The organism is Flavobacterium artemisiae, assembly GCF_042678225.1.
In the GTDB taxonomy this organism is placed as follows: Bacteria; Bacteroidota; Bacteroidia; order Flavobacteriales; family Flavobacteriaceae; genus Flavobacterium; species Flavobacterium artemisiae.
Genome location: NZ_JBHUDZ010000001.1, coordinates 378,522 through 393,500, shown reverse-complemented (window position 1 = coordinate 393,500; position 14,979 = coordinate 378,522). Strand labels below are relative to the sequence as shown.

At 35.7% G+C, this 14,979-nt stretch carries 4 protein-coding genes; 2 read left to right on the top strand and 2 right to left on the bottom strand.

Annotated elements, in window-relative coordinates; genetic code table 11:
• Positions 1–102 precede the first annotated feature (102 nt).
• Positions 103–4,446 carry a T9SS sorting signal type C domain-containing protein gene (locus tag ACFSC2_RS01645; protein WP_379817513.1) on the bottom strand — a complete coding sequence of 1,448 codons (4,344 nt, stop codon included), beginning with the start codon at positions 4,444–4,446 and terminating at the stop codon, positions 103–105.
• Positions 4,447–4,851: 405 nt separating this feature from the next.
• Positions 4,852–5,328 carry a regulatory protein RecX gene (locus tag ACFSC2_RS01640; protein WP_379817512.1) on the bottom strand — a complete coding sequence of 159 codons (477 nt, stop codon included), beginning with the start codon at positions 5,326–5,328 and terminating at the stop codon, positions 4,852–4,854.
• A gap of 264 nt (positions 5,329–5,592) precedes the next feature.
• Here ACFSC2_RS01640 and ACFSC2_RS01635 point away from each other — a divergent pair, with 264 nt between their 5' ends.
• Both ACFSC2_RS01635 and ACFSC2_RS01630 read left to right on the top strand, forming a co-directional pair.
• Complete coding sequence (locus ACFSC2_RS01635; protein WP_379817511.1) at positions 5,593–10,833, top strand: T9SS sorting signal type C domain-containing protein; 5,241 nt, start codon at positions 5,593–5,595, stop codon at positions 10,831–10,833.
• A gap of 153 nt (positions 10,834–10,986) precedes the next feature.
• On the top strand, positions 10,987–14,847 hold the full coding sequence (locus ACFSC2_RS01630; protein ID WP_379817510.1) for a T9SS sorting signal type C domain-containing protein: 3,861 nt from the start codon (positions 10,987–10,989) through the stop codon (positions 14,845–14,847).
• The last annotated feature ends 132 nt before the right edge of the window (positions 14,848–14,979 follow it).

Sequence of the window (14,979 nt, the reverse complement as noted above, 5' to 3'; positions counted from 1 at the left end):
ATTAAATCAGTTATTTTAATGTTTAGATCGATTTGATTTACATTTGTTTGGAACGCACAAAATCCGACAATGTTGATTGTCGGATTTTTGATGCTTTATTATTTAGTGAAAAATGACTTTCTTGGTTACCGTATAACCATTTTCCATCGTGACCTTGGCAAGTAAAACTTGTTCACCAGATTGCAGATTAGAAATCTGATGTTCGCTGCTGTTTATTTTGTTTTTAATATAAAGCTGCTGACCTGCTATGTTGTAAATAAGTACTTCTTTTATATTTTCTTGCGAAGAAGTAATGTTGATTACTTTGTCTTTCACAGAAATTAAAACACTCTCATTGCTGGTTTCGAAATCGCCGGTTCCTAATGTTTTGTTAGTATATTTTAATACAAAACGATCTGTGAAAGTTCCAACTGCTGAAGTGAAAGTATAATTTCCTGCACGCAGATCCTGAATTTTACCAGTAGTTTTATCTTCTAAATAAACCGCTTGATCAGTAAATAAACCATCAACGTGATCAATTGCAATCGTAAAATCGCCAGCAACAGTAGTTTTGTATCCTAACGGAATTTCTTCAGTATCGGTAAAAGGCAAAGCACGAGCTTGAATAGTCAATTTTTTTGCATTGCTGATCGTATAGAAATCGACATAACTGTTACCGCTCATTGTAGTAGCATCATAGTTTAAATCAATTCCGTTTGTAGCACCTTCCATGTAACCAAGTAATGCTTGTTTGAACGCACCTTGTTCGCTGCTGAAATTTAACCATAAACGATTTTTCTCAGTATCGGCTGTTTTTTCAGTTCCAGTCTTAAAGAATTGACCGTTTTTACCGCCAACACGCATATTATTATTGAAAATGATAGACTTAGTTCCTGTTGGTTTTACAAAGAAAGCTTGACCAGAAGCAATAAATCCGTCTCCGACAACTGTGCTATTATGAGTTACAACATGCCCAGTAAGATTGAATACTGCATAATCATCACTAGTGTAATTGTACTTAGCATCTCCTGCAACAGCACTACTTGGTAATGATTTATGCGTCCAGAAATACAGTGCTCCAGTTTCAACACCATTTAAAGTAAAGTTTTGTTTGATAAAAGTCTCAGCATCAACAGCAGATGGATATGGATTTCCAATTAAGTTCCATTTTGCATTTGTTGTAGCGGCATCAATATCTCCATTATTTGGAACTCCTTTAAAAGTAGCAGTATAAGTCTGTCCAGAACCGTTAATATCATAGGTCTGTGGTGCTCTTACACTATAACCTTGTGCAAGTGCCATAGTCTTTCCTCCGTTATAATCTATTTTCCAAGCAGCAGTAGCAGCATCGTAGTAGTAATACTTGTCACCCAAAGTGTTTGGAGATAAATCTTTAAGCTTGTAATTAGATTCAAACGTAACAGGGGCTGACCAATAAGTAAAATCATAACGACGAACTGGTTGAGTAGTTCTCTTGTAAGTCATATTACCGCTGTTTGTCGCATTGGTAGTCTGAATTAAGCTTGCATTGTTTTCGAAAATTAATTCACCGTCACCTACAACTTTTACAGCATTTGTTACTTGTAATGTATTGCTGGAACCAACAGTCAGCGACCCTTTGTCATTAATAGTTAATGAATAAGCATAATAAGTTCCAGTATTTGCAGCCAGATTTGGTTTAACTGCCACGTTCGGAATTTCAACACAATCTGTTGAAGAAGGCACACCTGATGGAGTCCAGTTTGAAGGGGTATTCCAAGAAGTGTTCGTGCTTCCGTTCCATACTTTTCCTGTTGGGGTATTTATAACGACTACTGTAGCTGGAGAGATACATCCTGTACTAGTATTTTTAACAGTAACATTAAATGATCCTGCTGTAAGTCCTGAAAATACACCTGTTGTATTAGTATAATCGGTTCCATTTATACTGTATGTAAATCCAGTAGATGCAGCTGGGCTTGTAACTGTAATCGTTCCTGTATTATCACCACAGCTTGGTTGTTTTGTTGCAGAGGCAGTTGGTGCATTTGCAGCATCACCAGAAGCTGTTGAAGCAATAAAATTAACATTCATAAGAGCATCACCCGCATCTTCTTGTAAGCGTACTTCTATTTCAGAATCTGCTCCAAGATCGTAAGTTGTGTTGTTTACCGCAGTAGTATTATTATTAATGTTTCCACCTGCTGTGTAAATCAAAGTACCGTTACGGTATATTTGAAGGTTATCATCGCAGTTTGCTACGACAATTCTATATCTTCCACAAGGGAAACCTTTTCTTTTATAGCTGATCGTGAAATTATCCACAGGAACAGGTGCTCCACTCCATCCAGTTGCTGAAGAAGGTGAAACTGCTTTATTCCAAAAAGCGGTAGTAGCGATGTTAAGATTATTGTCTACATAACTTCCAGCGTAGCTGTATGGCGGAAGAGCAAGATTTGCAAGTGTATAACCGTAAACATTCCATTTGTCAATACCTGGAGGATTAGTTGATCCTAAAACAGTACTGATAATTCCGTAAGAGATTGAAACCCTTCCTGAACCTCCAATTTCAAAATATTCTAAAACAAAATCGTGTGCTCCTGCATTTAATGTTACCTGTGCTGCATAAGAGTTGTAGCCATGACCAGTGTATGAATTTGTTGGAGCTACATTTACTAAAGTACCATCAATATACAAACGTACACCATCATCGGCACCAATTGTAAAGTTATAAACTCCAGCAGCAGTTGTAGTTCTCATTTTATAGCGAACAAAGAAATTATCTGTTGGAGGAGTGTCACAGTTGATATTTCGTGTAACGCCATTTACGGCACCATTTCCAATATTTCGGTCAAACAAAGCGTTTTCCGTTACAGTTCCAATGTAAGTTGAAGTTGCAGAAATAGGAAGTGTACTTGGCGTAGCTGGATTCGGATTTGCACCAGTCCAATTATAAACATATCCAATCCATGAATTTGTTCCAAAAGTTGTCTGGTCACCTGCTGGCGTACATGCTACTATTTCGTCGGCACCCATGTAAGGTTTTACTCTTGCTTCTCCATCGATATCTGTAGTAACTATTGAAATCGATTGACCTGCTAGTGAATTGTTTGCTGTATTTGTTGTGTTTAAGTGAAAATCAGATAAGAATACTGGTGCTGAATTTACCGAATTAGCATCTTTTCCGGTATTTGTTTTCCAGTCAGCGAAAGATGTAGTAGCTTGACCAGAAATTTTTGCGTTAAAATGCGAGGTATTATTTGTTACGTAATGACAGTTATAGTTTAAGGTTGTAATCCCAACAGCTGAAAAGAGTGTGTACTGTGTACCAGATGATTGTGAATTGTAAAATATATTGTTTCTGATATTATAATTAGAACCTCCCTCTAAATATAGACATGATGAATATGCTCCTGCATTTGCATAATTCATTACAATAGTATTGTGATAAATATTATAACCTGTGCCCGATTTTATATAAACTCCCTGTCCTTTATTATGATAGTTATAATCATTATTATCAGTTGTAGTGTTATAAACATTACTGATGATATTGTTGTAAATTGATATGTTTGTGTTATTATCTATAAATATCCCTGCTGTAGAACTTCCGTTGTTAAATAAATTATTAACAATATCACTAATCTTATTGTTCGAAATTGTTCCCGAAGTACTTCCCAATATTGTAATTCCTGAAGCAGTTCTACTGTTGTAATTCGAATTTTTTCTAATTCCAGATATTACATTTTTATTAATTGTGTATCCATTGACATTATTCAAATAAATACCCAATGAAGGTTTTGTAGCATCTGCGGTAGAGCCAATTGTATTTTCTGAGATAGTCCAATTGGTTGTATTGTTGCTGTTTTGACCCTCAACAAAAACCGCTTGGCTCACATTTGTAAAAGTTACTTTAGAAATGGTGTTGTTAGAGTTATTACCGCTATTGCCTAAAGAATTTCCACCTGCAAAAACTCCAACAGTATAGACATCTTTTGTTGTATCAACAACGTTGAGCTGAATTGTCAAATTTCTGACAATATTATTATTAGCATTATCATAGAGAGAGATTCCCGCTTTAGTTGTTTCGGGACTTGCATTATAGGTATTGTAAATTCTTAATCTATTATCTGTCGTTGAATCGTTTCCATCTATAATTATATTATCAGCTCCATTGAAAGCTATCATGGCACCTGCAACAGAACCAGAAATAATTACAGTGCTACCCGAGGCAGGTTTAATTGTTAATGTGTTAGTCGCGCTTGTACCACTAAATTGATTGATAGTAATAGTTGAAGTAATATTTTGATCTTGATTTAATAAAAATACAACAGGTCCAGATACTCCTACTGAATTAATTCGGGTAATTGCATTTTGTAAAGTATTGAATGGTGCAGCATTTCCAGAATTAATAGTATAAGTTCCATTTAAGGCTTGAGCAAATCCAAAAAAGGGCAGCAATAAAAGTAAAAGTAAAGTTTTCTTCATGTTAAATGTTTTCTATCAGGTTGTTATGCTGGCATAGCATTTACGCGGCCGTCGCAAAGATAGATACATCTACGTAGTGCAAATAGTTAGGGTTTGGAGAACACCCATAAAATCGATGAAATGTTAAAAAAATCGACAAAATGCACGTCGAAATTTCACTTTTGGCGTTATTTCCTATAAAATGTTAAAATTTATTATAGGAATAATCTCAAATAATTACGGTTTTTAGGTTGTTTTTTTGAACTTATAGGAATAAAAACGCGAGTTCGGGTATAAAATTATCAAATTTCGACTAATTTATAACCAAAAGGAGTAAGTGGTTTTGTCGGTAATTTAATACGATATTGAATTTTAAGAGTTAAATTTGTTAAAAAACGAAAATTTATTAAAAAGTTAAACAAGAAATTAGCTCTTATTTTCTTCAAATTCTTTCATTTTTTCATAAATCAGGTTACTTTCGTATCCACGTCGGAGCAAATAATCACAAAATTTTTTACGTTTTTTAAGTTGATTTTTTTCTGACAAATTTTCCCAACATCGCTCGGCGAGATTTTCGAAAGTTTCAAAGTATTCTTCTGGAGAAATTTCTTTCAAAGCTAGATTGATATTTACAGCCGAAATTTTTCTGGCTTTAAGTTCATTCGTAATTCTCAGCTTTCCCCAGTGTTTTATGCGGTGTTTGCCTCTTGCGAAGCTGCAGGCAAAGCGCGTTTCGTTAAGAAAATTGCCCTCTATAAGCTTCACAATAATCAAATCGATTTCGTCAGAATTCATTTTCAAGCTGTATAATTTTGTCACCACTTCTTCATGACAACGCTCTTGGTAAGCACAAAAATTCTCTAATTTTTGTAAAGCTTCTTCTGGTGTGAAAATGTCTTTCATCGGCTTTTTCTTTCTTTTTAACGATTAAATGTGATTTATTGCATTTGGTAGCAAAAATATTCTAAAATTTGTTAATATTTGTAAAAAGAAAAAAGACAAATTTTTGGCTAACCACCGAACTGGATTTTTTTATTGTCAAATTTTAACAAATGTTCAAGAAAATTTCACGACAATCTTGAATCTTAAAATTAGCAATAAACTCTCTCATTTTCATTTTTTCTTTTTACGCCCAAAAACAAATTTATCATTAAATGCCACATGCCTATGAAACGAAAATTACTTTACTCGTTTTTCTTCTTTATTTTTTTGTATACTTCAAGTTTTGCACAAAAGATATGGACTGGTGCAACAAATTCCGATTGGAATACAGCAACCAATTGGAACACAACCGGAGTACCTGCTCTTGGAGATGCAGTTCAGATACCTTCAGTTACTACTTATCCAGTAGTTACCGCTACGACATCTTGTGCCTCTATTACCTTTACAGGTAATGTTGGAGCATTAAGCGTAAACAATGGTGTTACGCTTACCACGGGTGGAATCGTAGCAAATTCATCTAATAGTAGTTCCCGAAATGTTAGTATTTCAGGATTAGGAACACTTTCAGCAACATCTGTGGCGGTGGGGCTAACATCTACAAATCCAAGTTCTAATATTATAACAGTTTTAACATCAACAATATCGCGTTTTAATGTTTCTAATAATTTGACCTTAAATAGTAGAAGCAATAATAGCGGTAACAGAGCTAATAATGCAGGATTTTTACTAGAAAGTGGTACATTAGATATTAACGGTCAAATTATAACGTCCAATGAGCTTGGTAATAATACTTCTACTTTCAGTATGGATTCAGGTGCTGGATCAGCCACTTTACTTTTAGGAAATGCAACACCCTTTAATTTATCAGGAACTGGAAATAATACAATAGATTTAAATGGATCAGGATCAACTGTAAATTACGATAGAGCTGGAAATCAGTCAGTTTTGGGGACTGCCTATCGTAATATTATATCATCAGAAAGTGGTGATAAAACTCTAAGCGCTACTATTACAGTAAATAATGATTTATTTGTAAGTGCTAATACCCGACTAATTGATAACGCATATCAAATAACAGGAAATACGAATGGAAACCTTACTGTCGAGGGCAATGCTGCATTAGTATTAGGGAGAGCAGCACTTGTACCAGGGACAAATTTCCCAACAGGATACACTAAACTAAAAATTGATTTGCAGACCAATAGTAAAGTTTTATATACCGGTGGTAGTGGTACGCAAACTATTTCCTACGTTCCAGATTATTACGATGTAGAATGTCAATATCCTGCTGGAAAAGCAACTAGCGGGGCAGGAGTATTAAATATTAATGGTGATTTTACAACTGCTTCAAACCTTAACTTAGGTAACGCTACTGTTAATGTTGGAAAAGATTTTCGTCTTTTAGGTGCTGGAGCATCAGTTACTTTAACAAGTGGTGTTTTTTCTATAAAAGGAAACTTTAGTAGAGATACACAAGGTTTGGGAGGAACTATATCGCCAAATGGAGGAACGGTTGTTTTTAACGGAAGTGTTCCCCAATCTATAACTGGTGCTGGTTCGGTAGGAATTTCATTTTATAATTTAAATATAAATAATACTTCTGGAGGAGTTACTCTTGCTATTACTTCTGGTTTGTCTGATGATGTTACTGTAGCAAATTCCTTAACTTTAACTAGTGGAATTTTAACTACATCGACGACTAACTTGCTAGATGTAACAGCAAATGCCACAACTGCAATTAGTGGTGGATCTAGTACTTCATTTGTAAATGGTCCATTAAAATGGAGTGCTTCTACTGCAAGTACATATATTTTTCCAATGGGAAAAGGAAATGTCTATTTGCCATTTACATTAACAAATAGTGCTGCACCAACATCAACACCAACAGCTCAAGTAGAAGCTTTTTTAGGAGATTGTGGTGGAACTCCGAACGGTACCAGTTTGGCAAGTCTGAGCAACACAGAATATTGGTCATTAATTACTACAGGAAATTTTTCAAACACAAGAATATCTTTATCTAGACCAACGGCAATAAGTCCATTAGATGCTATTGGAGGAAGTACTGCTGTTGGAGGAACTTATAATTCGTTGGGAGGAACAGTTGGAACGAATGGAGTAACAAGTTCATCGAATATTGGAAGCAATAGATTTTTTGCTTTAGCAAGAATTCGTGATATCGTTATTACATCTGTAAATTCGCCTTTATGTGCTGGATCAAGTTTTTCAATTGCATATACTTTAAGAGGTCCCGTGCCTCCATACGTGACTGGAAATACTTTTACGGCTCAATTGTCTAATGCTTCGGGTAGCTTTGCGTCACCAACCAATATTGGCTCTGTAACATCTACTGCATCTGGATCAATATCAGTAACGATTCCTTCAGGAACCACTACAGGGACAGGGTATAAAATTCGTATTGTTAGTTCTAATCCTGTAATAACAGGTAGTGAGTATTCAAGTAACTTGACAATATATTCAACTTTTAATGCGGGAGCAATAAATACAGTTGGCGAGACTATTTGTTATAATGGTAATCCATCATTAATAGGTAATTCAATTACTCCAGCTGGAGGAGATAGTTCATATACTTATAAATGGCAAGCAAATGGTAGTGATATTCCAGGTTCAAATTCGTCGACCTATGATCCCCCGGCTGGATTAATAGCAACGACAGTTTATAGAAGATTCGTAAATGACGGAACTTGTAATACAACACCGAGCTTATCTACTGGGACATGGACTGTTACTGTAAATCCTATAGTAGGAACTCCAGCATTTTCAGCGGGTTCAACTTCTTCACGTTGTCAAGGAGCGGGTCCAGTAACTTATGGAGCCACTGCAACAAATTCTACGGGAATTGCTTATACTCTTGATGCAACATCAAGTGCTGCAGGAAATACAATTAATGCTTCTTCAGGAGCGGTTACTTATACAGCATCTTGGAGCGGAACATCAACAATTACAGCAACTGCAGCAGGATGTGGCGGACCATTATCTTCAACACATACAGTAACTACAGCTGCGACTATATCAGCTCCAATATTTGCAGCGGGTTCAACTTCTTCTCGTTGTCAAGGAACGGGTTCAGTAACTTATGGAGCTGCTGCAACAAATTCAACAGGAATTACTTATACTCTTGATGCAACATCAAGTGCTGCAGGAAATACAATTAATGCTTCTTCGGGAGCGGTTACTTATACAGCATCTTGGAGCGGTACATCAACAATTACAGCAACTGCGGCAGGATGTGGTGGCCCGTTGTCTGGAACACATACAGTAACGACAGCTGCGACTATATCAGCTCCACTATTTGCAGGGGGTTCAACTTCTTCACGTTGTCAAGGAGCAGGTTCAGTAACTTATGGGGCTTCTGCAACAAATGCAACAGGAATTAATTATTCTCTTGATGCAACATCAAGTGCGGCAGGAAATACAATTAATGCTTCTACAGGAGCGGTTAGTTATGTGGCTTCTTGGAGCGGAACATCAACAATCACGGTAACTGCGACAGGATGCGGCGGACCTTTGTCTTCAACGCACACTGTAACAGTAAACGTCAACCCATCAACCCCAATAGCCTCAGTTACAACACAACCAAATTGCGGCGTGCCAACAGGAACCATTACAGTTACAAGTCCAGCTCCTGCAGCAGGAATCAACTATAGTATCGACGGATCAAATTATACGAATGCAGATGGTATATTTACTGGAGTAACTCCAGGATCTTATACTGTATCGGTTAGAAATAGTTCGGGTTGTATTACTCCAATGGCAGCACCTTTAGCAGTAGCAATGACAGGTTCTAAAGTTTGGAGCGGTGCAACAGACACAAATTGGTCTACGGCTACAAACTGGACTCCAAATGGAGTTCCAAACGATGGCGACTGTGTAGTAATACCAGATTTAACGTCAATTACAAATAAACCAGCTATTTCAGGAACAGGCACAGTGGCTCATGCCTATACTCTTTTGGTTGCTGATAAAAGTTCTTTAACCGTGAACACTCTTTCTGTTTTAAAAGTAGAAAATGAAGTAACTGTGTTAGGAAATGGATCTTTAGTTTTTGAAGATAAATCAAGCTTAGTTCAGACATCAAATAATTCAAATACAGGAAACATTACATACAAACGCCGTTCAAGACCAGTTCGTCGTTACGATTTCACGTATTGGAGTGCACCAATTTATAATATAGATTATAAACTTAAAACTTTGTCACCAGCTACATTAGGAGATAAATACTATTATTACGATGTAGCAAACGCGGCTTGGAAAATAGATTATAATGGAATAAAAACTATGGACCTTGCACAAGGTTACAGTGTGAGAGCACCACAGACTTATGATATTAATGGTGCTGGTCAAGTGTATGATGCTGTGTTTACTGGTGTGCCAAATAATGGTACTATAAGTGCAGGAACGGTAAGTGGAAAATGGAATTTAATTGGAAATCCATATCCGTCAGCATTTGATGCAGAAGATTTCATCAAGTTAAACTTGACGCTAAATGGTGTTGAAACTGGAGCATTGTATTTCTGGACGCATAAAGCGCTTCCAAGTGGTGCAGTTGCTGGAGATGCCAAGTACAATTATACAAGTGACGATTATGCCGTATTCAATCTATCAGGAGGTACAGTTACAATTCCTAGTGCAGAGCCAGTAGATAGTTTTATCGGGTCGGGACAAGCTTTTTTCCTTAAACCGACAGGAACTAATTCTGTTACTTTTACAAATGCTATGCGTGATCAAAACAATTCGCAGTTTTTCAAAACAGCAAAAACGAGCAAAATTGAAAAGAATCGTTTGTGGTTAAACTTCACCAACGCTCAAGGTGCTTTCAAACAAGCATTGGTAGGCTATATTGAAGGAGCAACAAATAGTATCGATCTTAACTACGATGCAACTACAATGAGCGGTAATACTTATGTAGATTTCTATAGTATCAGTAATGCTAAAAAGCTAACGATTCAGGCGCGTGCATTACCATTTGATAATACAGAAACAATTCCGTTAGGATACAAAACAACAATTGCGGGAGACTTCACTATTGCAATTGATCACGCAGATGGTTTCTTTGCAGATCAAGCGGTTTACTTAGAAGATAAAACAACAAGCAAAATTGTAGATCTTCGTACAGGTAACTACACTTTTACATCTGCAATCGGTACGTTTACAGATCGTTTTGTCCTTAGATATACCGACAAAATATTAGGAACTGGAGATTTCGAAAATCTTGATAACACAGTGTTCGTTTCTGTAAAAGATAAAAGTATCAAAGTGACTTCATCACAAGAAAATATTAAAGAAGTATGGATCTACAATATTGGTGGTCAGGATGTTTACAATAAGAAGAAAGTAAATGCAACTGAATTGCAAATTACTAATTTTGGAGTTGCTGATCAGGTATTGTTAGTGAAAGTAACATTAGAAAATGGATATACTGTTACAAAGAAAATTGTATTTCATTAAAAATAAATAAACAGAAGATTCTGTTCTTAAAGCCCATTCTAATCTATAGAATGGGCTTTTTAATTTTAATTAAATATCCCTAAATCTTGGTATTGCTTGTTAATTTTTAGCGTTTTAATTTTAAAGTTAATTCTTACAATAAAAATTAACTAAATGCTTTCACCTTTTAAAATTAAAAGACGTTCTCAATTTACTCTATCTCTAATATTATTTTGCTCGATGCTTTTCGCACAGCAAGGTAAACTCGATCTTACTTTTAATACCGTAGATGATGGTCTTAGCGGAGATGGTTTTAATGATGCAGTGCGAACTCTTGTTTTACAACCCGATGGAAATTTAATTGTAGGCGGTGACTATTTAAGTTTGAACGGAGTACCCGTGGCCTACTTAACAAGATTAAAACCAGACGGAACTATTGATGAAACTTTCAATACAGGAACCGGCTTTAACGGTAAGATTTATAAAGTGCATTTGCAAGCCGATGGAAAGCTTTTGGTTGGAGGCAGTTTTACCAATTATGATGGTCATATTGCAGGAAGATTAATTCGATTGAATACAGATGGTTCTTTTGACGCTTCTTTTAGTACAAGTCTTGGTGCCACGACTGGTATCGTATATGATATAGCGGAGCAACCAGATGGTAAAATCGTCATAGTGGGAAGTTTTGCAAAATATAATAATGTAACCGTAAACAGGATTGTTCGTTTACTTCCAACAGGTTCTATAGATGCTTCCTTTGCTACTGGAAGTGGATCAACAGTTAATATAACCAGTGCCAAAATAGTAGCTTCAGGTAAAATTTTGATTGCGGGTAATTTTATTTCTTTTAACGGAACTTCGGCCAATCGAATGGCTAGGCTAAATAATAACGGAAGTATTGATAACAGTTTTACTATCGGAACAGGTTTTAATGATGATGTAAATGCAGTTTCGATTCAACCAAACGGCAAGATATTGGCAGGAGGCAATTATACAACCTTTAATGGATTTCAGGCAAACAGAATTATTCGGTTGAACGAAGATGGGACACCAGATCCTAGTTTTGTTTCTGGATCTGGTTTTACTAAAGAAGGAATACAAGTCATCAAAACGGACAGTTTTGGAAACATAATGGCTGGTGGTTCTTTTACAGGATTTTATAATGGAAATGATGTTAACAGAGTAGTTTTCTTAAATGAAGATGGAAGTTTAAAAACAGATTTTGATCTTGGCAGTGGTCCCGGTTCTGCATCAGTCTTAGCGTTAGAGACAGATCAAGATGGATCTTGGTTTATTGGAGGATCATTTTCTGTTTTTGATGGACAAAATCAAGGAAGACTGGCAAAAGTTTCGGATAAAGGCGAACACGATATTGCTTATTTAGCTGCCGGTGTAGGTTTTGATAATTCAGTTCTTAGTCTTCTTCCACTTGAAGATAAAAAGACAATTGTGGTGGGGAGTTTTACAAAATTTAATGGCGAACCCGCACGTCGAATTACGCGTCTTTTAGATAATGGATTGTTAGACTCGTCTTTCAATTCAGGAAAATTTGGAGCAGATAATTTAGTTAAAACTGCCGTACTTCAAGATGACGGAAAGATTATTTTGGGAGGTAATTTTACAAAATACAATGAGGTACAAAACTATCGCATAGTTAGAATTTTATCTGACGGTTCAATTGACGATTCATTTTCAACAGGAAAAGGATTTAATAGTCAAGTTTACGCCATGCAATTACAGTCTGACGGCCGTTTGATCGCTGCTGGGAATTTTGCAACTTATAATGGTTTGGCTTCGGGCAAAATAGTGAGAATTCTTCCCGACGGTTCAAAAGACAACACTTTTAATCCAGGTATCGGCGCAAATGGAATTATCGAAGCAATTGCTATACAACCCGACGGAAAAATTTTGGCAGCAGGAAGATTTACTTCTTTTAATGATGTTCCTTGTGCAAAATTGGTCCGTTTAAATCCAGACGGAAGCATTGATAATACATTTTCGATCGGCGATGGTTTTGATAAATACGTATATACTATTGCATTGCAGTCAGATGGAAAAATAGTTTTGGGAGGTTCTTTTTTGGCCTTTAATAAAACCAAACAAAATCGATTGGTACGTTTAAATAGTAATGGAAGTTTAGATACCTCTTTTCAATCAGGGACTGGTTTTAATAAAGGAGATGTACGAACTCTTTTGATACAGCCTGATAATCGAATTATTGTTGGAGGGACTTTCTCAGGAACATACAAAAATATAACCGCTCTTCGATTAATCAGACTTTTTGAAAACGGAGATTTTGACAATTCATTCTCGGCATCACTAAACGACAAACTTTTTGCGATTGCTATTGGAGCCGATTTTAGGTTGTTAATTGGCGGTAATTTTAATTCAGTTTCAGGAATTTCCAAACATCGAATAGCTCGATTAAAACTTTGTTTATATTCCACAATTTGGAATGGTATTTCGTGGTCAAGAGGATTTCCGTCAGGCGGAAAGGAAGTGACTTTTAAAGCCGATTTTAATCATTTAACGAATGCAAATGTTTGTAGCTGCACTATCGAAAATCAAAAAACGGTCACTTTATTAAATGATAATACACTCGGAATTGAGTTTGATTATTCAGGTACAGGAACCTTGGTACTAGAAGAGGCGTCGAGTTTATATCAATCTGATGATGATATTATTAATACAGGAATTATACATCTGAAAAGAAAAACGCAGCCCATATTAAAATTTGATTTTACGTATTGGTCATCTCCAGTAGATCATCAAAAATTGATAGACCTCTCGCCAGAAACACTTTCAGATAAATATTATTCGTATAATGATCTTTTGAAGAATTGGAAAATCGAACAGCCTTCAGCAGTAATGCAGCTTGGAAAAGGATATACTATTCGAGGACCGCAAAGTTTTTCAACTACAGACAGAGCCATTTTTGAAGCTGTTTTCAAAGGAATCCCAAATAATGGTAAGGTAGAAATAGCTTTTGAAAAGGCAAATAACTTCAGCTTGATCGGAAACCCTTATCCTTCAGCAGTAGATGCTTCTCTTTTTTTAAAGAAAAATGCTCCTCAAACTAAAGGAGCGCTTTATTTCTGGACTCACAATACACCGATTACAAATCTTAATTATACAGCCGATGATTATGCGGTTTATAACTTATTGGGAGACACAGCAACAAGGCCGGCTTTATCAGTTGGGTCGAATAATTATAGACCAGATGGAACAATTACTTCTGGACAAGCCTTTTTTATAAAAAGCAATGCTGCAGGGACAATTGTATTTGATAATAGTATGCGTATTCCCAAACGAAATAATGTTTTTTTTAAATCGGCTGCAGATGATGAAAATCAAGAAGAAGAAAAACATAGACTTTGGCTGAATATAACTAATAGTGAAGGACTTTTTAAGCAGATTTTAGTTGGTTATGCAACAGAAGCTTCAAATGATTTTGATTTACTGTACGATGCAGAATATATGAGTGGGAGTCAAACAGTAGATTTTTATAGTTTGTGTAATAATACCAAATTAGTAATTCAAGGACGAGCTTTGCCGTTTTCTGATTCAGATACCGTAAAACTTGGCTTTAAAACAATTACCGCAGGTTCTTTTGTCGTCCAAATTGATCATGCAGATGAAAAATTGGCAGATAAAGGCATTTTTTTAGAAGATAAAGAAAACCAGCAAATGTTCGATCTTACAAAAGCAGATTATAAGTTTACTTCGCGCGAAGGAACATTTAACGATCGCTTTGTATTGCATTTTAATAATCAGACCTTAGGAATTTCTACTGTAGAAAATAAAGAGCAAAAAGTATATGTTGCAGTACACCATAAAATCATAAAGGTTTTTTCTTCTCAAAGCAATCTTCAAGACGTTTCAATTTATGATGTTTCAGGAAAATTGCTGTACGATAAGAAACAGATTAAGAATAAATCATTACAAATTTCAAATCTTCAATCGACAGATCAAGTGCTCTTTGTAAAAACAATCCTCGAAAATGATCAAAAATTTAACTCTAAAATCATTTTTTAACATAAAAATGATTCTGGTAGGAAAAAAAATCTATGAGATAATCCCATGTTTTCTGGATCAGTATTTTCTTAAACTTTTTTTAATTTTTTAAGAATTAACAAAACAGTCATACTTACGATGAATATTATTTAT

What these genes read in the sequence shown, in the direction of transcription:
- ACFSC2_RS01635 (WP_379817511.1), top strand. Translation starts at nt 5,593, where the DNA reads ATGAAACGAAAATTACTTTACTCGTTTTTCTTCTTTATTTTTTTGTAT.
- ACFSC2_RS01645 (WP_379817513.1), bottom strand. Translation starts at nt 4,446, where the DNA reads ATGAAGAAAACTTTACTTTTACTTTTATTGCTGCCCTTTTTTGGATTT.
- ACFSC2_RS01630 (WP_379817510.1), top strand. Translation starts at nt 10,987, where the DNA reads ATGCTTTCACCTTTTAAAATTAAAAGACGTTCTCAATTTACTCTATCT.
- ACFSC2_RS01640 (WP_379817512.1), bottom strand. Translation starts at nt 5,328, where the DNA reads ATGAAAGACATTTTCACACCAGAAGAAGCTTTACAAAAATTAGAGAAT.